The sequence below is a fragment of the Sporosarcina sp. FSL K6-6792 genome, from assembly GCF_038004885.1.
GTDB classification, from domain to species: Bacteria; Bacillota; Bacilli; order Bacillales_A; family Planococcaceae; genus Sporosarcina; species Sporosarcina psychrophila.
In genome coordinates this window covers 1650775-1673135 of the sequence record NZ_JBBOSA010000001.1, presented here as the reverse complement: position 1 = coordinate 1673135, position 22361 = coordinate 1650775, and the positions used below count along the sequence as shown (strand labels likewise).

General features: G+C 37.7%; 30 protein-coding genes, 1 other RNA gene and 2 pseudogenes. 28 read left to right on the top strand and 5 right to left on the bottom strand.

Features of this window, described 5'->3' with window-relative positions:
- Positions 1-36 precede the first annotated feature (36 nt).
- A pseudogene (locus MKZ26_RS08025) lies at positions 37-249 on the bottom strand (hypothetical protein); the annotation flags it as partial.
- Positions 250-368: 119 nt separating this feature from the next.
- Between MKZ26_RS08025 and MKZ26_RS08020 the strand changes: the two are divergent.
- The 12 genes and pseudogenes from MKZ26_RS08020 (at position 369) to MKZ26_RS07970 (ending at position 7218) form a co-directional block, all read left to right on the top strand.
- On the top strand, positions 369-539 hold the full coding sequence (locus tag MKZ26_RS08020; protein WP_340765621.1) for a hypothetical protein: 171 nt from the start codon (positions 369-371) through the stop codon (positions 537-539).
- A 204-nt stretch (positions 540-743) separates the two neighbouring features.
- A complete protein-coding gene (locus tag MKZ26_RS08015) occupies positions 744-1082 on the top strand; it encodes a hypothetical protein (protein ID WP_340765620.1) in 339 nt (112 codons plus the stop codon).
- A 221-nt stretch (positions 1083-1303) separates the two neighbouring features.
- Positions 1304-1693, top strand: a complete 390-nt coding sequence (locus MKZ26_RS08010; protein ID WP_340765618.1) for a YybH family protein — start codon at positions 1304-1306, stop codon at positions 1691-1693.
- Positions 1694-1976: 283 nt separating this feature from the next.
- Complete coding sequence (locus MKZ26_RS22340) at positions 1977-2225, top strand: helix-turn-helix domain-containing protein (RefSeq protein WP_445683409.1); 249 nt, start codon at positions 1977-1979, stop codon at positions 2223-2225.
- Positions 2226-2372: 147 nt separating this feature from the next.
- Positions 2373-2684 carry a hypothetical protein gene (locus tag MKZ26_RS08005; RefSeq protein ID WP_340765617.1) on the top strand — a complete coding sequence of 104 codons (312 nt, stop codon included), beginning with the start codon at positions 2373-2375 and terminating at the stop codon, positions 2682-2684.
- Between the two features lie 183 nt (positions 2685-2867).
- Positions 2868-3401 (top strand): dihydrofolate reductase family protein, encoded by a 534-nt coding sequence (locus tag MKZ26_RS08000; RefSeq protein ID WP_340765614.1) that lies wholly within the window; start codon positions 2868-2870, stop codon positions 3399-3401.
- A 108-nt stretch (positions 3402-3509) separates the two neighbouring features.
- A complete protein-coding gene (locus tag MKZ26_RS07995) occupies positions 3510-3758 on the top strand; it encodes a transcriptional regulator (RefSeq protein ID WP_340765611.1) in 249 nt (82 codons plus the stop codon).
- A 153-nt stretch (positions 3759-3911) separates the two neighbouring features.
- Positions 3912-5459, top strand: coding sequence for an IS21 family transposase (istA, locus tag MKZ26_RS07990; protein ID WP_340767593.1), 1548 nt, complete (start codon positions 3912-3914; stop codon positions 5457-5459).
- Positions 5456-6201, top strand: a pseudogene (gene istB, locus MKZ26_RS07985) (IS21-like element helper ATPase IstB). Before istA ends, istB begins: the two are co-directional and overlap by 4 nt.
- Positions 6202-6290: 89 nt before the next feature.
- Positions 6291-6608 (top strand): hypothetical protein, encoded by a 318-nt coding sequence (locus MKZ26_RS07980; protein WP_340765609.1) that lies wholly within the window; start codon positions 6291-6293, stop codon positions 6606-6608.
- A gap of 5 nt (positions 6609-6613) precedes the next feature.
- Positions 6614-6880, top strand: coding sequence for a YolD-like family protein (locus MKZ26_RS07975; protein WP_340765607.1), 267 nt, complete (start codon positions 6614-6616; stop codon positions 6878-6880).
- A gap of 47 nt (positions 6881-6927) precedes the next feature.
- Entirely contained in the window at positions 6928-7218 is a 291-nt protein-coding gene (locus tag MKZ26_RS07970; RefSeq protein WP_340765605.1) for a YolD-like family protein, read from the top strand.
- 58 nt (positions 7219-7276) lie between these two features.
- Here the strand turns inward: MKZ26_RS07970 and MKZ26_RS07965 are convergent, their stop codons facing one another.
- From MKZ26_RS07965 to ssrS, 4 genes are all read right to left on the bottom strand, one after another.
- Entirely contained in the window at positions 7277-7636 is a 360-nt protein-coding gene (locus MKZ26_RS07965; protein WP_340765604.1) for a transglutaminase domain-containing protein, read from the bottom strand.
- 45 nt (positions 7637-7681) lie between these two features.
- Entirely contained in the window at positions 7682-8278 is a 597-nt protein-coding gene (locus tag MKZ26_RS07960; protein WP_340765601.1) for a hypothetical protein, read from the bottom strand.
- Positions 8279-8977: 699 nt separating this feature from the next.
- Entirely contained in the window at positions 8978-9562 is a 585-nt protein-coding gene (locus MKZ26_RS07955; RefSeq protein ID WP_340765598.1) for a hypothetical protein, read from the bottom strand.
- Positions 9563-10163: 601 nt separating this feature from the next.
- A non-coding RNA gene (gene ssrS / locus MKZ26_RS07950) (6S RNA) lies at positions 10164-10355 on the bottom strand.
- 479 nt (positions 10356-10834) lie between these two features.
- Between ssrS and MKZ26_RS07945 the strand changes: the two genes are divergently transcribed.
- The 16 genes from MKZ26_RS07945 (at position 10835) to MKZ26_RS07870 (ending at position 22359) form a co-directional block, all read left to right on the top strand.
- On the top strand, positions 10835-11314 hold the full coding sequence (locus tag MKZ26_RS07945) for a metal-dependent hydrolase (RefSeq protein ID WP_340741696.1): 480 nt from the start codon (positions 10835-10837) through the stop codon (positions 11312-11314).
- Positions 11315-11392: 78 nt separating this feature from the next.
- Positions 11393-12265 carry a YitT family protein gene (locus tag MKZ26_RS07940; RefSeq protein WP_067206981.1) on the top strand — a complete coding sequence of 291 codons (873 nt, stop codon included), beginning with the start codon at positions 11393-11395 and terminating at the stop codon, positions 12263-12265.
- A 128-nt stretch (positions 12266-12393) separates the two neighbouring features.
- A complete protein-coding gene (locus tag MKZ26_RS07935) occupies positions 12394-12840 on the top strand; it encodes a GNAT family N-acetyltransferase (RefSeq protein WP_338653142.1) in 447 nt (148 codons plus the stop codon).
- Between the two features lie 145 nt (positions 12841-12985).
- Positions 12986-13555: an NUDIX hydrolase gene (locus tag MKZ26_RS07930; protein ID WP_340765596.1), complete on the top strand. Its 570-nt coding sequence runs from the start codon at positions 12986-12988 to the stop codon at positions 13553-13555.
- 4 nt (positions 13556-13559) lie between these two features.
- Positions 13560-14099 (top strand): short-chain dehydrogenase, encoded by a 540-nt coding sequence (locus tag MKZ26_RS07925; RefSeq protein ID WP_340765594.1) that lies wholly within the window; start codon positions 13560-13562, stop codon positions 14097-14099.
- A 62-nt stretch (positions 14100-14161) separates the two neighbouring features.
- A complete protein-coding gene (locus MKZ26_RS07920; protein WP_340767621.1) occupies positions 14162-14689 on the top strand; it encodes a GNAT family N-acetyltransferase in 528 nt (175 codons plus the stop codon).
- 74 nt (positions 14690-14763) lie between these two features.
- Positions 14764-15243 (top strand): tetratricopeptide repeat protein, encoded by a 480-nt coding sequence (locus MKZ26_RS07915; protein WP_340765592.1) that lies wholly within the window; start codon positions 14764-14766, stop codon positions 15241-15243.
- A 727-nt stretch (positions 15244-15970) separates the two neighbouring features.
- Positions 15971-16264 (top strand): DUF2087 domain-containing protein, encoded by a 294-nt coding sequence (locus MKZ26_RS07910; RefSeq protein ID WP_340765590.1) that lies wholly within the window; start codon positions 15971-15973, stop codon positions 16262-16264.
- 135 nt (positions 16265-16399) lie between these two features.
- A complete protein-coding gene (locus MKZ26_RS07905) occupies positions 16400-16978 on the top strand; it encodes a nucleotidyltransferase family protein (RefSeq protein ID WP_340765587.1) in 579 nt (192 codons plus the stop codon).
- Between the two features lie 10 nt (positions 16979-16988).
- A complete protein-coding gene (dnaN, locus tag MKZ26_RS07900; protein ID WP_340765585.1) occupies positions 16989-18119 on the top strand; it encodes a DNA polymerase III subunit beta in 1131 nt (376 codons plus the stop codon).
- A gap of 85 nt (positions 18120-18204) precedes the next feature.
- Positions 18205-18657, top strand: a complete 453-nt coding sequence (locus MKZ26_RS07895) for an ASCH domain-containing protein (RefSeq protein ID WP_340765583.1) — start codon at positions 18205-18207, stop codon at positions 18655-18657.
- Positions 18658-18709: 52 nt separating this feature from the next.
- Complete coding sequence (locus MKZ26_RS07890; RefSeq protein ID WP_340765581.1) at positions 18710-19531, top strand: DUF2785 domain-containing protein; 822 nt, start codon at positions 18710-18712, stop codon at positions 19529-19531.
- Between the two features lie 141 nt (positions 19532-19672).
- Positions 19673-20323, top strand: coding sequence for an SIMPL domain-containing protein (locus MKZ26_RS07885; protein WP_340765580.1), 651 nt, complete (start codon positions 19673-19675; stop codon positions 20321-20323).
- A 91-nt stretch (positions 20324-20414) separates the two neighbouring features.
- Entirely contained in the window at positions 20415-20780 is a 366-nt protein-coding gene (locus MKZ26_RS07880) for a hypothetical protein (RefSeq protein WP_340765578.1), read from the top strand.
- A gap of 29 nt (positions 20781-20809) precedes the next feature.
- On the top strand, positions 20810-21565 hold the full coding sequence (locus MKZ26_RS07875) for an NUDIX hydrolase (protein WP_340765577.1): 756 nt from the start codon (positions 20810-20812) through the stop codon (positions 21563-21565).
- On the top strand, positions 21562-22359 hold the full coding sequence (locus MKZ26_RS07870) for a protein phosphatase 2C domain-containing protein (RefSeq protein WP_340765574.1): 798 nt from the start codon (positions 21562-21564) through the stop codon (positions 22357-22359). The genes MKZ26_RS07875 and MKZ26_RS07870 overlap by 4 nt, the downstream gene beginning before the upstream one ends.
- The last annotated feature ends 2 nt before the right edge of the window (positions 22360-22361 follow it).

Below are 22361 nucleotides of genomic sequence, written 5' to 3'. Positions count from 1 at the left end.
TTCTGGTACGCCGTATATGTTGGCTATTTACTCAACTCACTCAAACGTACCTAACATGCCCCAATGCGACACAAACGCATCAACCTTGCGATTAAATATTAATTCCAACTGATACTGCGCAAATTCTTCTGAGACGAGGAAGTAATCAGCGATATCGGATATTAATACAGCTTCGTCATACGCTGCATCATAAACGGTCTTAATGAATCTGCTGGGCATCAATAGATAAGCAGACATTCTTTTTGCTTGGTTTTCAAGCTTAGCTAAACATCATCGAAGAAGGTCGTACCCAGTCAGTTAAAGACCGGATATCAGCTAAATTGAAAGAGTTGAATAACCCAGCACCACCAAAAGAGGAGGTAATACGAATGTTCAAACCAAGTTCCGCAACGCTTAAAGCGGCTTACGAGAAGCTTCTTACAGGTGCAATTAAAGATGGCGCAATTACTGCTAAATGGCTAACGGACTTTAAGGCAGACAAGCTGTCACTTGATGATGCGCTTGCCCTTAAAGTTATTGTTGATCAGCGTAAGAAATAAGTAAGACCAAAGTAAAAAAGCGACCCGTCCACAGATTATTTTGTGGGTAGGTCGATTTTTTATTTGCACTTGTAAACTTCTAAATATACCCATATGATGAAGGTTACTGACAATGGATATTTGAAGATGGTCGGATACATATAATTCATTGAAAAATGGTTGTTCATCAAACGGGCCATTTTATGCAATTATGGGAGTGATAATGTGTCTACAAAAACAAAGGAATATTTAAAAGCGAGTATAATTGTTTTGATTCTTATATCATTAATATTCGTCCTAAATTTACCCAAAAATATACTTTCTACTCTCGTAATAATTATTCCAATCGCTATATTTTCCAATGAAGTATTTCCCCGTCAGAATAAAGAAGGGAGAACAAAGGAGTACATCATAGCTATTTTGTTTTTCTTGATTTTTGCAACTCCTATTTATATCCTTGATCTGCCGAAGAAACTCTATCTTTTTATTGGTGTTATGTCTGTTTCATTTATTATACTTTATGAAATATTTAATTTGATACCGAACAAAAGGGATGAAAAATAAAAAAAAACTGCAATCGGGCGCGATTGTTGAAGAAGTAAAATTAAGAGTGGCTGCGGCTACTCTTAATTGAGCGGTCGCCTTTTTTTATTTGTCGAATTACAGAGGTATTCAAATGAATAAGGACGAATAGAGAATAATGCCCTGTTCTTGTTCAACTAACAGGTAGTATATTAGAGCTTAATTGGAGAATTTAAAATTAACAAGATAAGGAGTGGTGTATTTTGGAACACGAATTAAAGGAGTTTATCGAGAAGTGTGATAAAGCAATAAAACAGGAAGATTTTGATACTCTGAAGAACTACTATACTGATGATGCGATTCTGGTAGTGAAACCAGAAATGATTGCCCGAGGAAAAGAAGAAATCAAACAAGCATTTATTGAAATTGCGAAATATTTTAATAATAGTCTTGTCCCAGCACAGGGAGAAATGATTATTCTAGAAGCCGGAGATACTGCATTAGTTATTTCTCAAACACTACTTGATGCCGATAAAAATGAAACGGAATATTCTATGGATAGAAGGGCGACATATGTATTTAAGAAAAATTCGCAAGGCGAATGGCTTTGTGCAATCGATAATTCATATGGTACAGACTTAATCAATAAGTAGACTTTTGTTATATAGGACCAAAGCAAAATCGGCTCCTCCACAGATTGGATTGTGGATGGGCCACTTTTTTTGTTTAAGCGAGTTTGCAAGGTTCCAACTTTACCCATAGAATAAAGGCTAAAGAATTGAATAATAAATTAATAGTAGGGGCGTCTTTATTGGTATTTTAAATAATCCTGTAACTACAAATAAAGAAGATGCAGGAATCTTGGAAGGACGGACAATTATGAAGGAAAAGAGTGAGATTTTTTAAAAGTTATATTCTTTATTATTTGGGTCAGGGATGGCCAAAGATTTGAGACCTGTAAATTGCACGACACTGCTTGCGATAGCGTCATTCATAGACGACAAGGGAAACTGTTGCCCGACACAAATACACATTGCCGAAGTCACAGGCATGTCTACAGCTACTGTGAATAAGGTCGTTAATGCTTTACTAGAGTTCAAAGTAAATGGGAAATCAATAATTACTCGTGAATTTGTTCAGCAAGCACAATTTACATACTCCTACTACACTTTTCACCTGATTTGACGCTTTACATAGGTAACATAGGGGGAAACAGGACGCACAGGACTTCAGATTAAAAAGATAATATATTTCTTATTAAACCAAAGGGTCAGGTTAGTTGAACAAGTAATAAGATTTTAGAATAGATAAAACTATGACTGGAGGGTAAAAATGAAAAGAATAATGTTAATGGTTTTAATCCTAATAGCAATTATTACTGCTTTAATTATTCCCTTTTTAAACAGGGCAGATTTTCATGGGGAAATATGGGGTATAGAAGAAAGTAAATTTGTATTGTATCCAATTAACATTGATCCTACAGAACAGTATGATGTTCCTGAAATTCACTTCTCTAAAGACACTGAAGTTGCAGGGGAAATCAAGAGTATCGTGAATTTAAAAAAAGGACAAGAAGTGAAATTGTGGGTAGAAGTTATCGAAGGTCAGAAGGTTGCAAGCAAAATTAAGGTTATTAAAGAGTAATCTTATTAAACTAACGAATGCTTTAGTTCAACAACAGGAAATCGTCAATTGACGGTCTTTTTTATATGCCCAAATATCTAACTTGTACCGTTACAAATGTTAATTGGTAATATTTTTTAATTTCTGGTTTATGGTTGTAATGAGAACCTGTGTTCTTTATACTTGTGAAAAAGGGGGATATTTATGAGTGGAAAACGTGATTTGGTACTGTTTATTGCTACGAGTTTAGATGGTTACATAGCTACAAAAGATGAGTCTTTAGAATGGCTATTTAATGTTGAAGGGGAAGGTGATAATGGATATTCAGATTTTTATGAGTCGGTAGATACAGTTTTAATGGGCAAAAAAACATATGATTGGATAATGAAACATGAAACAGGGGAATTCCCATATAAAAACAAGGCGTGTTATGTGTTTACAAGGTCGCCAATTGAAGATACGGTCGATGTAAAGTTTACAAATGAAGATATCATTAGTTTTACTAATAAACTGAAAAGTCAAGAAGGGAAAAACATTTGGATTGTTGGTGGAGGAGAATTGTTACAATCTTTTATAAAAGAAAAATTAGTTGATGAACTAATAATAACAGTTGCCCCAAGCATAATCGGAAAAGGAATACCGTTATTTAAAGAAGGAGATTATCAACTAGACCTTTCTTTAAAAGGTACAAGGAACTTCAATCAATTTGTTGAACTACATTATGGAGTTCAAAATTAATAACGTGTTCTTGAACTAACGTGATAACAGGAGGTCGTCTATTGGCGGCCTTTTTATTTGGTTAAAATTAACATTTTATTTTAGTTGTAATGAGAACATTCATTCTCTATGCTGGAGGTAGAAGAGGGAACAAGTGTACGCAATCGATTAGTCAAGTCAGTGGAATACAGCGAACACCTAGATATGCTGTACATGGCTGCAGACGGTTCAATCAGTAAAAGAAGAATCAACGTACTACAAGTCGGCGAGGTATCGTTCCGTGCATACTGTTTTCTACGTAAATCCAAACGAACTTTTACAATTGATAACGTGCTCGCGCTTGTTCCCGTCGTACATAAAGAAAGAATGGTGATCTAATGCCGTTAATCCCAGGAGATGCATTACCTGTAACCGCTATACTAAAAGAGACAGTTTTCGCTCGAATGCCTTGAACACTTTCGCCAACAATCATGCCATCTAGTAAGCTAGGATTATTAGTTTACTGGAGGTAAGGACTTGGAGGAAAAGTTAGTGTTATACATCGAAATTCAGCAACTATACAAACGGAAAATGAAGATTGCACAGATTGCAAAACATTTGAAAGTAACGCGTGGAACTGTTTATAAGTATTTGAATATGTCATTTGAGGAAGCACAAGAATATTTGGGGAATCCTTTGAAGAAACCTAAGAAATTGGATCCCTACAAGGATTGGGTTGTCGCATGGCTAGAAGAATACCCACATTTAAGTGCAGCACAAATTCAAGATTGGTTAATCGAGCGCTATCCTGATTTGGTAATCGGAGAAAGCACAGTTCGTACCTATGTAAAAGAGATCCGTGAGATTTATCAAATTGAGAAAAAAGCGATTGTTAGGCAATATGAGGCCGTTCCTGAACAGCCGATGGGCAAACAGATACAGGTGGATTGGGGAGAAACAAGACAGAAAACGACGACGAAAAAAGAAGTGAAATTATACTTCATTGCCTTTGTTTTAGCACATTCGCGGTATAAGTACATGGAGTGGCAAGACCGACCTTTCACTACGAAGGATGCCATTCGTTGTCATGAAAATGCCTTTCGCTTTTTGGGTGGTCGTACGGAAGAAATTGTGTATGACCAAGATCACTTACTATCAGTCAGCGAAAACGCTGGGGATATCGTGTTAACAGCAGAATTCCAAGCGTATGTAAAAGATCAAAAGTTCCGTGTTCATTTATGTCGAAAAGCCGATCCTGAATCAAAAGGAATGATTGAAAATGTAGTGAAATACATAAAGGGAAATTTCGCAGACAGCCGTGTTTTTAAAGATATTGAGGACTGGAATGAACGTGCGCTCCAGTGGTTGGAACGCACAGGAAATAAAAATGTGCATAACACAACAAAAAAGAGCCCAGTCGAAGTGTTTCTCGTCGAAAAGCAACACTTAGAACCAGTCTCTTCACTACTTTCAAATGAAAGTACACATGCATATATTATAACAAGAAATGTAGGCAAGGACAATACGATTCGCTTTGCGTCCAACCGTTACTCAGTTCCATTAGGAACTTATGGAGTATCACCAGAGAATCAGGTTGTTTTAGACATACAAGGTGAGCAACAAGATACGTTGGTTATTCGTAAGCAGTCAAACGGTGAAGTGCTGGCCGAACATCAAATTAGTAGCGAAAAAGGAAAGCTTATTCAAAATCGTAATCATACCCGAGACCGTTCTAAAGGAATTGAAGAGTTAAAGAAAACCGTCATTTCATATTTTGAAGAACAAGAAGACGCATTGATGTATGTGGACGAAATTTGTATGAAATACGTGCGTTATCGTAGAGATCAATTAATAATTCTACAAAAGGTGATTAAAGAAGAACCCGAATGGATTGATTCAGCACTTCAAAAGTGTATGCGTGAAAAATTATATAGTGCGAATGACTTTAGAGACGTAGTGCGTTACTTGAAGCAATCGAATCTAGAGGAATCAGCCCTACTCCATGAGCAACAGAATGTTTCAATGACTCCAACGAATATTCAAGTAGAAACACGCCCCTTAGAAACGTATACACGAATTCTAGGAGGGATTGTCTCATGAATAAAACGGTGAAAGACTTACAGAATCATTTTCGTCAGCTACGGCTGTCAGAAACGGCAGAGGAGCTCCCGCAGCTCCTTCGCGAAGCTGAAAAAGAATCATGGACTTACTTAGAATTTTTGGAAGCTATCACATCATTTGAGCTAGGCAAACGCGAGGAAAAAAGTATAGGATTCGTATTAAATGGGCGCGCTTCCCCTACATTAAAACGTTACAAGAATTTCAAGTAGAGGAGCAAACAGCTCTTACATCTCGTCAACTGACACAGTTACAAGAGTTCAGCTGGTTAGAGCAGCAATACAACTTAATCTTATTAGGCCCACCTGGTGTTGGCAAAACATTTCTAGCGATAGGGTTAGGCTTAGAGGCTATTCATAAAGGGTTCCAAGTGTACTTTGTGACAATGGGAGAATTAATTCAGCTTCTGAAAACCCAAGAATTTGCGCATAAATCGCAGGTTCAAATGAAACGACTTCAAACATCTGATTTAGTGATTATTGATGATTTAATGTACATGGCAATGGATCAGCGTGAGGCAAATCTATTCTTCCAGCTCATCAATTATCTATACGAACGAAGTTCGATTATTCTAACGTCGAATAAGAGCCCAGAACAATGGACGGAGTTAATGGGGGATCAAGGGATTATGACAGCCATTCTAGATCGGCTGTTACATCGTGTCGAAGTGATTCACATGAATAGTGATAGCTATCGAATGAAAAATAGGCAGCATATATTTTAAGCGAAAGTGTTCATTTCAAACGAGCAGAAACTGTCGTTTTGACCTTGACGGTTACATTACCCTATTTCGAGAATATGATTTACCTACCGATGATTATAAGTATCTTGGAGAGAGACCGAGAAGTGATTGAAACAAGTACATTCAAATTAAAAGGGCCTTATATCAATATCGTCGAAAATTCATTAAAGACTGTTCGAGCTGAATCGAAAGATACAAATACTTATGCAAGAAACAGAAATTTGAAGTTGGTTAAAAAGGGGAAAGACGGTTCCTTCACCGAATATGCATTTATCCATAATGGCTACGAAGACATAAGGCGCTACATGAACATACGGCTACGCAACAGGACGGAAGAACTGATTAATGAGTACTTCGCTAAGTCGGAAAACCTAAATCTGAAAGGATGATGAAATTGACAGCAATTCCGAAACCTAAATCAAAGTCAACTGCAGTGGCAGGACCTAAACTATCTGAAACCGATTTTCTTGAAATTGGCGAGAGGATTGGCGAATCAAAAGAATTCAATGTAGAGGTAGATGTTACGGTTTATGCTCAAAAGCGGTATGAGGCAGTTACCGGAGTCGTTAAAGAAGTTGATGGACAACAAGGTAAATTGACTATGCAAGTTGGTTACGACAATGTAAAAATCAATATGAATAATATTGTGAGCGTGAAATGATACTGGATAACAATCGCGATAGAGGCATGCAGAAGTGGCAAGGCTTGATGTTAACAGAACATGTAAAGTTGATCCGTGAGTTGAGTGAAAATAATAACTACATACAGCAGTCATTACTCGATGATTGGGAGCTGCAGCAAATTCAAGAGGAATTGGAAGTCGCATATAAACGACAATGTGCAGCACAGGTTACCGTTTGGCGAAAAGGGGAGCATGTAACTTACATCGGGAAAATATCGGAACTTGACCATCGGCTTAATATAATTTCAATCGAGGGACCGTTTGGCGAGGACAGGGTGCCAGTTGTGGATGTTGTTAAAGTGGAGTGTATGGATTAAAAAACAACGACCAATCCGATTAGGGAAAGGTCTTTTTTAAAAGGATAACTGTTTTGTATTATTTTTTTGCAGCATTAGCTTTCTTAATTGCTTGATATGAATAAGCTTTAGCTGTGCTTTGGTTGAACTTTACATCAGTTGCTTTGAAAGTTGTTTTCATAACTTTGATATCTTGTGCGCGTTCAGACTGTGTCATAAGCAGGTACTTAGTAGTTTTACCAGAAAGGTTGTCATTCCAAGTAGAGTCAGTATGGTACCATTTTCCACCGACTTTTACCGCGTTCCAAGAATGAGTATCTCCTGCTACTAATCTAGACTCTAGACCAAAGCGATGATGCAACTCAGCTACTAAATCAGTATAACCATTACAAGTAGTTCCGTTTTCACCGAAGACTAATAGAACATGAGCATCTGTCACTTGCTCTCCGTAAGCCATACGTTTGATGATGAAATCATTAACTGCTTAAACTACATCGTATTCAGTCTTTAAAGAATAGTTTGCTACAATGAATTTTTCAGCATCGTCCATACGTTTGTTCCAAGCAAGTTCGTCAGCTGCATCACGATGATTTACCACACTCAAAGTAGTATTGTAAACATCATCTTTTACTTTTACAGTATCTATATCAATATTTCTACCATAGAATGTGTACCCAGAAGCTATCTCGCTAAAGTCACTTGTGCTAAAATAGTAATCAACAAAAGTCCAAGTTAAATCAGTTTTGGTTTTAACAACTACATTTTTAGGTTGATGGGCAGGACTGTTGTATAAATCTTTAGCAATAACTTTTAACTCAGCTAATGTTTTAAACTCAGATACTTTTACTTCAGGTGCTTTAGCTACTGCTGCTTTCTTGACTGGAGCAACAACTTTCACAGCAGGTTTTGCTACAGGCTTCTTAGCTTCCACAGAACTAGCTGGAACCCAGTAACCTTCTGGAGTTTGTACTAGACCAGTACCTGAAGCTTGTACAGTTGTATGGGCAGGAAGGAGTACAAGCAATCCTGTTGCTAGAACTACTCCAGCTGTTAGTGTTTTTAGTGTTTGACTCACTTTCATTCGAATCTCCTCTTTCTCATTTTGTTCTCTATAAAAAACCTACTCCTTTCTCATCATCAACCTATTTGTTCATTCTCCTCGATGTACTCGTCCGACTCGCCCCGTTTATACAGCTTTAGATAATCTTTTTCTGATAGTTTAATAGTAAGACATTATTGTGGAATTAGCTATATGGAGAGGGAAAGAAAGCAGCCACCAACTCGATTGAGAAGGTGGCTGTTGTTATTTGAGTATCTTCTATAACTAATTTACGAGAGAACAAGCTCACTCCTGATTATATTAATGCGCATCATATGTGGGTCTATAAATTTAAATAAATTATAAAAACCACAGAGAGTAATAATATGAATACTGCGTAAACCTTCGAGGCTTTCCAAAGGGAAATCATAGTAAATACACTAGCAATGAATATTAGAGCCTGGCCGAAATAAAAAATAGTACTCACGTCTATTAATACACTCAAAATAAGTAGAAATAATCCTACAAGGAAAAAAACAGTCGTAGTGATTGTTCTTAGCACTGGATGACTATCAAGCTCTTCATTGTTTTTCTTTGCCTTAGAGTGGCTAGTGAAGACACCAACAACCATTAAGATGAAAAATATTATGTATAGTGTTATGTTTTCAGAATTCAAAACTCACCCTCCTAAAATAAATAAAAACCACGTTAGAAACTCATAACGTGGTTTTATTTAACTGTCTAGTTACTAATTGCGCACTGTACATAATAATAACCTAATGAAATTCCAAGAGCGTTGGCATTAGTTTTAGCTCCATTTTTAATGAGTACATCTGCAGCAACTCTGTATCGTGCAGATTTAACTGCCTCCCACACAGTAGCGACTGCATTAAGGCCTAGATAGTCCTTGTAATTATTTACTAATTTTTTCTCGAAGCATGCCTTTTGCTTACGCACCGTTTCTTGCATATCCGGAAACTCTCCGCCAGGATTTAACATAATAGTCATTTCAGGCTCTACATAACATTCTGTACCATGCTGTTCCAATTGAAGTTGTAATTCATCTAATTCGGCAGATGAACCAAAGTTTTCTTTTAATACTTCAAAATCAAAAGATTTGATATTTCCTGCCTCATCATAAATTATAGCTTGTTCTATTACAGAGTCAAATGTTTCATCTAGTTCGTTTGTGAGTTCTCCACCATTTACGAGCTTGTCCATGTTTATGTCATTCGCAGGATTTTTGAAGTTTGCCTCTGCAACGTGTGAAGAAATTGTGGTTAGAGTTAATACAGCTAACAAGAATGTAATGATAATTTTTCTCAAAAATTTACTCTCCTTTCAAATATTGGGAATTGTAGCTGATTCTTAATATTTACAATACTACCAATAATTCGACTATTGTAAAATGATACCATTATTTTAATAGAAATAATATATATTCATTTTTCATATTTTAGTATCTATAAATCAACCATAGTCATAAGAACCCTGTTTTATAACCTTACACAAAGACGGGTCAATGATTAGTTTTAGTCGTCTCACAAAATCAGCTAAGTGTTTTTAATTTTTATTGAATATTTATATAACCCTTTAATGGGAAACCCTCACAACGTTCGTAGAAATTATTTAATCTTATACCAATCTTTCTTCTATAGAATCAATTTCATAACTACGCGATCCCTTACGGCTCTGAGTATAAAACGACAAGAAAGTAGAGCACCTCCCCAAGTCCTGTTTAATCAGAGTTACCACACACATTAAGGTGTGGCGGTTTTCGTATATTTACTTTTATATGTAAGGATTTTGTTTGGACGATAAGAATTTTAACCCCACTTTAACCCCAATGACATTTTTACAACAAAAAAGCACCACCCAATTAAGGATGATGCTAGTCTGTGAATAATTGGTGCTTACAGCTTTATAAAGCTCAGCCGCCTTTGCCGTATGGTCTTAGAAAGTTTTAAACCACCACTTCTCAAAGTGGGTGTTCGCAGAAACAATCCTGTATGCCCCAGTTATCGAAAGAACTGGGTATGCCATTCCTGTATCTAGGTAAAACTCCCGATTACAGCTTAAGGGTTAAAACTTAATATTTATACGCACAACGCAGCTTGTAAATATAGTGTACATCATCGGCTTGATATTTTCAAATGAAATTGTTGGAATCCATTAAGAAATATTTGAATGATTTCTGATCCATGCACTGCAACAACGTTTATGAACAAACTAAAAACACTTGTGACTTTAGCTGTGTGTATTCTTGGTTTTTATTATGGAATAAATATGTCGAAACTATATTAAAAAGAACGTTCGTTTGGTATAATGAAGATAGGATTGAAAGGAGAAAAACCCATTTTCAGTGGAAGACGAGTGTTCGAGAACTCTATAGAGCTGGAACTTATATCTTTATGAATAGCGATGTAAACGGAGCAGTAACTATTTTGCGCAAATGGACTCATACATACGCTTTAGTGGCCAAGAAGAGAATTAGAATGGTGGGAATTTGGAAATTGAAACATAGCGAATCTTTTTGCTTTAATGAAGAGGAGTTCAAACTAGTTAAGAAATGAATTTAGCTGAAAAAGGAGAATAAGCATGACAGGGAAAACACACATCGTAGGCGGCATTGCAGCAAGTCTTGCTTATGCACAATTTACAAATCATGATCCGATTATAATGCTTGGAGCGGGGATAATTGGCGCGTTACTTCCTGACATTTGTCACAGTGGTAGTAAAATCGGAAGAAAATTTAAGTTGTTATCGAAACTTATCAATATGCTATTCGGTCATCGTACATTTACACACAGTTTATTGTTCTTAGTGATTATCGCGACGTTACTGAATGCCTTTATCCCAAATGAAGCTGTGAAGGCTGGACTTTTAGCGGGGATGGTGAGTCATTACATATTAGATATGGCGACGAAAAACGGAATCAAACTGCTTTTCCCACTTAGCATGACAGTTCGCTTTCCATTGACGACAAGAACCGGAAGCAAGGTAGAGAGCATCGTGTTCAGTCTTCTATCTCTTTTATCATTCTATTTTGGCTATGAGGCATTCAGTTATTATCTATAATTGAAGTTGGTTTAAAAAAAATGATGTTCTAGCTCGTTTTTTGTTAGAATGGAAAGGGTAAAAGAGAGGGAGAAAAAAATGGCAATACAAAAATTTAGAAAAACGGTCTTATTTGAATATATACAGATCATCTTTGGGGCTGCACTCGTTGGTCTAGCCTTCAATATATTCCTGTTACCGTCCAGGCTAGCGGCAGGTGGCGTTTCAGGGATTAGTACAATACTATATGAACTCTTCCAATTCAATCCAGCTTACGTTCAATGGCTCATTAATATTCCACTACTAATACTTGGGGTCTTGCTTGTCGGCAAGGAATTCAGTATGAAAACGTTAGTTGGGACATTTTTTGTTCCGTTTGTCATCTGGCTCACAACGGACATAAAGCTTGCAGTAGAAAACCCATTATTAAGTGCGATTTACGGCGGGATTATGCTTGGTGTAGGTCTCGGTATTGTATACAGGGCTAACGGTTCGACAGGTGGTACTGCTTTAATCGCTCAATTGGTTAAGAAATATACGGGCCTTTCGAGTGGTTTTTCACAGTTGCTTGTAGATGGATTAGTTGTAGTCACATCGGCATTTGTCTTTAACTTTGAACTTGCTCTTTACGCGATGATAGCAATTTACGTTACGAGTAAGGTGATTGACTTTGTTCAGTTGCAAACGTCGCCGACCAAATTGGTTCTCATTATTACGGATAAAGAAGAGAAAGTCCAAGCCATTATAAAAAATGATATTAATCGCGGATTAACGAAGATTAAAACAATAGGCGGGTATTCCAATCAAGAAAAAACAATGATTTTATGTGTCGTTGAACAATCGGAAGCTGTCTACTTTAAAAAATTACTTCAAACACAAGAACCAACCTCATTTGTCATCTTCTTGAATGCGTCGGAGATACTTGGCCGCGGTTTTTCTAAAGCACAATTTGATGAAGATAATATGAAATGAAATTGGTGAAAATGACCTGTTGCGAATTATTCGCAACAGGTCATTTTTGTTTATTATAAAGGTTTTTCTACCCCATTTGTCGAAATAGACTGTATGTTGCAATCATTCAATTGATAGGGGGAATAGAAATGACTTACAAAGTGGAGCAAGTTGAGGATTTAAAGGCAATTGATATCTCTCATTTAGTGAAAGAAAGCGAAACGGAAGGGTACCGATTTTTAACACGACTGGTCAATGATTATGAGGATGGAACAAATACGTTCAACAAACCGGGTGAAGCATTGTTAGCTGTTCAAAATGAGGAGGGTGAGGTAGTAGCGATAGGTGGAGTAAACCAATCACCTTTTTCCGAAGATACACAAGTTGCACGTTTGCAGCGGTTTTATGTATTAGATGATGCTAGGCGGCAAGGTGTAGGATCTCTTTTACTGAAAGAAATTGTTGATCATTCACGCGATGCATTTAAAGAAGTGACAGTGCGGACAGAATCTTCAAAAGCAGATGCTTTTTATAGGGCAAACGGATTTGAACTGGATGACACTGCTTCTGAGACGACACATTTGATGAAGTTGTAAGTGAGATATCCCTCAGTCTACTCGAATAAATTCAATACCAGGTGTAGAAGTGATTCCGAATCATTTCTGCACCTGGTTAACTTTCGTAGTGTTTGTATAGGGAAATATATCGCCGCCATGTCACGGAAGAATTGAGGGATTTACTGTGGAGAAATGGAAAACGATTAAGTCAGAATATCACTTTAAAACTCCTTTTGGCAATTTGAGGAAAGACATGTGTCAGCTTCCGAATGGGGCAATCATTGATGATTATTTTGTCCATGAGTATGAAGATTGGGTAAATGCCATTGTATTAACGGAAGATAAACGTGTCGTATTCGTAGAACAATACCGTCATCCTGGTGAAGGATTTTTTTTAGAAATTCCTGCGGGGAAAATTGAAGAGGGAGAGTCACATGAGGAGGGGATTTTGAGGGAGTTACGCGAAGAGACGGGTTTTATTTCAACGACGAAACCGATAAAACTTGGTGAGTTTATGATAAATCCGGCTACTCAAACAAATAGGATTGTTACCTTTCTAATTTTGGATGCATTCAAAGAATGTGAGCAGGAATTGGATGAAACTGAGGAGATTGAGGTGAAACTCATTTCTTTTGATTTAATCGAAGAAATGATTCAAGAACAACAAATTACACAACTTTTTTCAGTAAGTGCCTATTACATGGCCAAGAATATGTTGAATAAATCAATTGTCCTGTCTTCAGAAAAGAGGTAAGTGTATGAAAAGTAATAATCATGCTCTAATCATTGGCGGAACGGGTATGCTTGCCGAAGTTTGTCTTCATCTTGCACGTGAAGGTTATTCTGTTTCTGTCATTGGGCGTACATTGTCGAAGTTTAAACGATTGCAAGTAGAAGGTTCGCCAAATTCTATATTCCCACTTATAGCTGATTATAATACAGATGATGTATATGACGAAATTAAAAAAGCGATTCTGGAACGTGGCTCGTTTGAACTAATTATTAGCTGGACACCGAATTACAGTGTACTAGAGCGGATTTGTGAGATGAACCCAGGGGACACACCGTTTAGTCTGTTCCATGTAAAGGGAAGTCGGCGGTATTTCGAAGATGACCCTATCCGTATTCCAAGCAAGTGCAACTATCGGAGAGTCTATTTAGGATTTGTAATGGCAGACAGTGGCTCACGTTGGCTTACACATGCTGAGATTGCGAACGGAGTTATTAAACAGATTGAGGCAGATGAAGAAATGGGGATAATAGGTCAAATCCATCCCTATGAAGCACGTCCTAAATGATTTTTTGAAAAATGTTGAGCTGTTGTTTCAGTCTTATTACAACGTTGAAAGGAGTGAGTGAGATATTAATTCGGAAAGCAGAGGTAGAGGATGCAACAGGAATTGCAAAAGTCCATGTGGATAGTTGGAGGACGACATATAAAGGAATTGTGCCGGATCCTTTTTTAGATAATCTTTCTTACGAGCAGCGCGAGCTGACTTGGAAAAAGGGGATAAAAGAGAATAACGTATACATAGCAGAAAATGAAAATGGTCAAGTTATCGGATTTTCTACAGGTGGAAAAGAGCGTACCGGGAAATACGAGGCATTTATTGGGGAATTATATGCGATTTATATATTGAAAGAGTACCAAGGAAAAGGAATTGGTCGATTACTCGTTCAATCTGTCGTGGATGATTTAAAAAATAAGAATTTGAACTCGATGCTTATATGGGCGATAGAAGAGAACCCGGCTTGCCGCTTCTATGAAATGTTAGGTGGAAAGAAGGTTGACACTGAAGAACTCGAAATTGCAGGAAAGAAGTTGAGTGAAGTCGCATATGGGTGGGATGATATAGCTATTATAGGGCAAGAACGAGGTAACGGATAAGTTCAGTCATTTATCTGGATTAGTCATTTTTTACAAGCAGCTTTTTAAATATTTCAGGGGAAAGGGAAAGTACAATGGAGAATTTAGAAGAAGCAATTCAGTTAAGAAGTGAAGGGAAGCTTGAGAAATCAAATGCGTTACTTTCCAATCTAGTTTTGGAATTCCCAGACAATGCACTAGTAAATTATCAATATGCATGGAGTTTCGATGTTCTTGGGTTAGAAGCAGATGCTGTACCTTATTACGAAAAAGCCATCCAATTAGGCCTAGATGATACAAATGCAATAGGCGCATTTATAGGATTAGGTAGTTCATATCGCGCATTAGGCAAGTATGAAAAATCGCAAACAGTTTTGGAAAAAGGAATTGAAAACTTCCCGGAAAACAATGCTGTGAAAACGTTCTACGCAATGACATTATACAATGTTGGTAAGCATCATGAAGCCATGGAGATTTTACTAACCAGTCTAGCTTACACGACAAATGATGGTGAAATCTTATCATATAAAAGAGCAATTGAGTTCTATGCTGATAAACTCGACAAAACTTGGTAGGTAGACTGCTATAAAAAGGGGATAAAAATAATATCTATATATTGAATTAAAGAATCCCATTGAATCTACTGTGGTGCTCAATAAGGAGAGAGTTGTATTTCGGGATGTGGATTGAGAAAACTTGGCGCTTTGAGGATGCCTTTGGACGTAAGTCTAGATTAGCGCTTCGCATCCAGTTTTACGGCTTCGGCGACGCCTTTGCCGCGCCTGCGCTAGGTTGTTCATTAGTGAGTGAGTGTAATTCGGAGTGTGGATTGTAGATCGCTTGGCGCTTTGGGGATGCCTCTCGCCATGAGCCTGGATTGGCGCTCCGCATCCAGTCTCATGGCTTCGGCTACCCCTTTGCCGCGCCTGCGCTGGAGTTTTCATTATTGAAAGTGATTTTGAGATGTATAGACTTAGATTATAATGTGATTACTATTTGATACTAATCTCATTGAAGAAAGACGTACTACAGACTGCAGGTCTTATCTCCGACAATGAAATACACTTTCTAACATAGATTTATCCAGCGAAGGCGCGACTTCGTGCTAGCCGGAGCGATAAGACTGAAAGGGATCTTCTTTCTGACTTATCGCGGGAGGCATCCACAAAGCGTCGAAGCGGTATTGGCGGGAAATCTAATTAGTTCTAAGTATTGGGACTTTTTCAGTGGCCTCCCAAAAGCCCTTTTAAAGAGCATAAGCCGTATTCATTTGTTCAACATATATATTAAGGAATGATTAAATTGGGTGAACGATTTACAATCACTGATGTGGAAAGAGAAAAAGTATTGGGAAATTACTTCAAACAAGGTTTGCAAGGACCGCTTGACGTATTTCCGAGTAAAGAAAAAAGGAAGTACATTATTGCCCAAGAAATAATTAAGCAATTTGAAGTAGATAGAATTTATGTGGAAAAAGAAATAAATGACAAATTGGCGACGATTTATCCTGATTTTGCCACAGTAAGAAGATTTCTGATAGATTATCGTTTCATGGCTCGAAGTGTTGATGGCAAGGAGTATTGGATTGAAGTCTAATCATATGCAGATACATAGAAATGTAAGACGGAAGATGTAAATTTAGTCATTGAAAAGGTTTTTGGTGAGCATGAAGATTTAATCCAGTTTTTTTGTACGAGTATGTGAGCAGTGTGAATGAAAGAGGAGTAGTTTATGGTCATTACAACTGAAAGAGAAATTGTTGTTTTAATTCAAGAGGATAAGTGGATGATGGACCTATTGAAATACGCCAAATCATTGAATTTGCCTGATTGGTGGATCTGCGCCGGATTTGTTCGATCTAAAATTTGGGATGTGCAGCACGGTTTCAATGAAAGGACGACGACTCCAGATATTGATGTCATCTATTATGATCGAACAAATAGTGAAAAAAGTGTGGAAAAGGAATATGAGGAAGTGTTGAAAAGACTTCTACCTGCTATCCCTTGGTCGGTCAAAAATCAGGCAAGAATGCATAGTGTAAATAATGTCATCCCCTATACTTCGTCTGTTGATGCGATTTCAAGGTTTCCTGAAACAGCAACAGCTTTGGGGGTGAAATTGGATGAAGGAAACAATGTCATATTAACAGCGCCTCATGGTATAGAAGATGTTGTAAATTTGAGGGTGAAACCGACCCCTTATTTTTTTGATAAGAAAGAACGGATGAAGATTTATGAAGAAAGGATTAAGAAAAAGAATTGGCAAGTTGTATGGAGCAAGCTTGAGATTATTAGTTTGGACAGTGACTAGGAGGGCTTTTATGGAATTTACAGTAAGCTACGCTTCATTTACGACTGCAGTTTCTGATATAAATAAAATTATTTCATCAAAAAGCGTTATTCCAATACTCTCTGGAATAAAAATAGAAGCCAACGAGTATGGACTTAAGCTTACGGGTAGCAATTCGGATATTTTTATTGAAAGAACTATCCCTTTACTAATAAGTGGAGAAAAGGTCGTGGATATCAAAGAATTTAGAAGTGTAGTTGTTTTATCGAAATATTTGAACGAAATTGTGAAAAAACTCCCCAATGATATTTGTATTAAATTAGGACGCAATGATTCAATCACGATAAAATCGGGGGATATTGAAACAAAACTAAATGGATTCAATGCGAATGACTATCCAAAACTTCCGGAGATGGATCGCAATACTAAAATTGAAATACCATTTGGGAAATTAACGGAGGCTATAAAGCAAACTGCATTTGCGGTTTCAAAAAGTGAGGCTAAACCGGTACTAACTGGAGTGAAGATGGAGTTTGAAGAAAACAAACTCATTTGTACAGCAACAGATTCACATAGATTAGCACGTAGAGAAGTGACTATAGAATCTAAAACAACAGAATCATTTGTAGTTCCGAGTACAAGTTTGTCAGAACTGACGCATCTTAAAGAGGCGGATTCGTCAATCGTCGAGATTTCTTATACGAATAATTTCATTGTGTTTGGAACCGCTAACAGTTCACTTTATTCAAGGTTAATTGAGGGTGTCTATCCTAACACTGGATCTTTGGTGCCAACCGAATCAAAGGCATTGATAACCATGAATACTCAAGTATTAATAGAAGGAATGGATCGAGCTTGTGTATTTTCGACTGAATGGAAACACAATAACATCCAATTGGAGATTGTGGATGATGCTACTATTAAAATATCTTCCAATTCTACTGAAGTCGGGATGATCGAAGAGCTTCAAAAAATTATACATATCGAAGGACAGAACGATATCCAAATGTCATTTGATGGTCGTTTTGTACTTGACGCACTAAAAAGGATACAAGAAGAAAATGTCACGATACGTTTTGATGGCTTGATGAAACCGATTGTCATTCAGCCGCAAAATGATTCAACTTGCCTCCATCTAATTTCACCAGTACGGTCTTATTGAAATGAATAAAATTCTCTCGATCTAGGTAGGAGAGCTTGGGTATATACGAGATTTATAATTATTTGTAGCGAAAGGGGATTTCAAGGTGAATGTAGCAGCACAAAATTATTGGGACGAATTTTGGAAGAACGAAGAGAAGCCTACTTCTGTCAACGCATGGATGTTTGGTGGTTTACCAGATGAGCTTGCACAGCTTGTAATTGATGGGGAAAAGACAGCAACATGTTCAGGTCATGTCCTTTATGAACTGGAGAACGAGCCATTACCCAGAATAGATGAGTACAGCATTATTTTAAATAGCGACGAAAAACCAGTGGCAATCATTAAGACCATTGCAGTATCGCTTGTACCGATGAATGAAGTTTCGGAAGAGTTTGCACTTGCTGAAGGGGAAGGGTCATATGAAGATTGGAAATTGGCTCATGTGAGATTCTTTACGAGTGAATTACGAGAAGTTGGACTTGAGTTCACTGAGGACATGCTCCTTGTTTGCGAACGATTTACGCTGATTGATGTAAAAGATAATAACTTAGGATAGACATATAGCCTTATACAAGGCAACGATAAATGATCGTTTAGGGGGAATAGTTATGTTGGCAACAACTTTAGAGAGTTATTTAGGAGATAAGATACTAGAGCTATCGAAGGAAGTTAGGCAAGAGATGTTGACGCAAATTGGAAATCCAGATGGTTTTTTGCGTGACCAGTTAATCTATCGAAGTTTTGGAAAAGTAATAGCTTCCAATCAATTAAATTCAGAAGAAATTCAGAATCTACTTGAGACGGTATTACAGGAAGACTATCTATTTTACGGGATTGGCGAGTCTGGAACTGATTCAGTATTTACACGTTCTTTTTCTGCACTCGTCATTGCTGCAGTTATTGAATATGACATTGAGAAACAAATAGTAAATCCAGAACTTGTTCAGTATACAGTGAACAAGGTTATACGCTATATGAGGGAAGAAAAAGACACACGAGGTTTTATCCAGGGGAATGGTTGGGCGCATGCCATCGCACATGGCGCAGATGCCTTGGATGCCTTGGCAAAACATCCTCTACTGAAAAAAGAGGATATCAGTCGAATTCTTCATGCAGTTCAATATTCCTTGTTAAGGCAAGTTGATTATTTGGATGAAGAGGAAGAACGCTTAGCTATTATAATAGCTTCATTAATAAAGCATCAAGATGCTGAGAAGGTTATACGAGTATGGATTGAAGAACTGGCCGGACTGGTAGAATCTGAAATGCTTGAAAATAAAGGATCACTTGACGCCTATCACGTACAAAGAACGGTAAAGAACTTTTTGAAATCAGTCTTTGTAATTTTGAGTTCGAAGGGAATCGGCAAGAAAGTGAACAGCGACGTTTTTAAAGTACTCGAAAAGTGGATGTGGATGTATCTAAATTAGTCAAATAGTCTTCAGATACTGCAGTGGTACTCAAGTAATCTATCGTCCAGTTTTACGTTAAGTGCTAATATAAATATCTTTTCGAGACAATCAGCATACTATCTAAGGTAGCGTAATGATGCTCAGGAAAGGTGGAGACATATGTATTATCCTTATGCCCAACAAATGACCTGCCGACAACCGCGGGTTATGACTGTTACAGGAATTGGGAGTCTTAAACTAGCACCGGATATTGCTCAAATCCAGTTGGAAGTCAGTACTGAAAACAAACAACTGAACCATGCACAAAAGGAAAATGCTTATGAGATGAATCAAGTCATCGATTCGTTATTGAAAATGGGGATCGACAGGGAGAATATACAAACGGTTTCGTACACTATAGTTCCCCAATACAACTATATCGAAGGCGAACAAGTATTTAGAGGATACGAAGTTACGAATGCGATTACAGTAAAAATTACAGATATTGATCAAGTTGGAAATATAATAGACGTGGCGGTCCAAAACGGGGCAAACAGGGTATCAAATATCCAGTTCAAGGTTGAAAATGAACAATTGGACTATCAAAAAGCATTGAGCCTTGCACTTAAAAACGCATTAGCCAAGGCGCAAACAATTGCTGAGACAATGCAACTGCAACTTGATCCACATCCAATTAAAATTGTTGAAGAATTAAGAGCAGAACCCATCGCATATCGAATATTTGCTGCGAGAGAAATGACTAGCTCCACACCGATTGAACAGGGGCAGATTTCGATTAACGCTACGGTTAAAGTGCAATTTCGGTATTGAAATATCAGCGTAAAATAGATGGATACTATTTTACGTTGAAAAAACGACAGCTAACCTAATCACAACTAAAAATTAAGGGAGTGGGGAAAACATGGGAATTAAAAAATCTTCTAATTACCTATCACCTATTGCGCGGATATTTGACAAGTTTTCACGGCAACAAGACGTATCGTTGATTTATGGTGAACCGATTAATTTTGAAAACAAAAAAGTCCTACCGGTAGCAAAGATTAATTATATTGTTGGCGGGGGAGGCGGCTATTCTGGTGAAACAGGAAACTCTTTAGGTGCCCAAGGAGAAGGGGGCGGGGGACATATCTCCGTCAGACCTTTGGGTGTTTACGAGATAGATGCGGAGAAGGTGAAGTTCAAACCAATCATTGACCTCAAATTTACTTTAACACTAGTTGCTGTTTTTACAATTGGCCTAGTTTGGTTATTAAAAAGGGCTCGCTGAAAATTAATTTGTACGGGGGGAATAATTGAATGTTGTATCGCAGAAAAACGTACACGGTTGAACCAGCGATGTACGAAACGTTTACCCACTTTTTCCACACCTATTTGCTTCCGAATCAGCTGACGCATGGAGCGCAGCTGGTTGGACGGTGGGTCAATGAAGAACGGACGGAGATAATGGCAATGTGGGCATACGATAATAGGGCTCATTATGAGACAGTGGACGCTAGCATTCGGGCATCGGAAATGCATGCTGAAGCGCAAAATTATCGGAAATCATTAGCTCCATTATTTATTTCATCAAATGAAGACTTTTTCACTTCGACGGGGAATTATGGACAATCTAGACAAATTATTGTTGTAAATGGCTACATTGTCAATGAGGAAGGACATGTATTACTTGTACGGAACAATCACCGAAATGATACATATGAAATGCCGGGTGGGCGACTTGAGCTTGGTGAAACCTTGAAAGAGGCGGTTAAACGGGAAGTACTAGAAGAAACAGGTATCCACGCAGAAATTGGTGATATGACAGGAGTTTATCAAGATATCACGTTAGGCGTCATCTGTATGGTTTTTCGTGGAAGAGCGATGTCAGGCGTACCAGCTGCACAACCTCCTGAAACGATTGACGTACAATTTGTTGACTTTGATAAAGAGCAAGTAGGAGACTGGATAAAACGCCCGCAATTTGCATCTAGTGTGGATGATGCTCGAAGTAGCGATACGATTGTTTATGAAAGTTATGAAGTGAGACCGTATAGATTGATTGAGCGCTCATGAATAATCTCACTTGGGTTGGAAGTGAAAAGGACTTTGTCGATGAACGAGATGTACGATGGATTAATCGTGTAGCGGTTGGTCGATTTGGAGGTAATTCTTTAGCGGGACAAACCAAAAATGAAGATGGCTGCGTTATTTGGCAAAACGAGGATTGGGAATTAGCGGCTATTTTGGATGCACATAAAAGTGCTGAAAGTGCGGAACTTGTTATACAAACACTCGGGCAGCATAAAGAAAAATTGGTAGAGATTTTAGATATGAAAGGTCCTCCACGATTTAAACGTTTGGAAATGAAGTTACTTGAAATTTTTCAATCTGAACAATTTTTGAATGAATGCAGATGTGCCATGGGAGAAACGGCTTGTCTTATCGTTGTCAGGAAAGCTAATTACGTTTGGTGGTTTTCGGTTGGAGATTGTTTAGTATATCTGTTCCATTCGGAATTAATTGCCCTAAATCAGTTTCAACTTAACCAAAGGCAATTCTTTGAATGGATTGGTCAAGTGAATACGTTTGAGCAAGCAGTACCATGCTACACGTCAGGGACAAGGGAAATGAGAAAAGGGAACAATCTTATTTTTTTGACGACTGATGGTTTAGTGGAATGCCCGGGGGAACCTTTTTTGGATCCGTCAGATCTCGTTGCCGTGCTGAATGAAAAAGAACTTGATAAAGGGATTTCGCAGTTATTGATGGAAATCGAAAGACAAAATGTACGAGACAGTACGACAATTATCGCATGGAATGTCGAAGTAGAAAAGGAAGGCAGCATCCCGAGCGATTATCTCGGATGAAG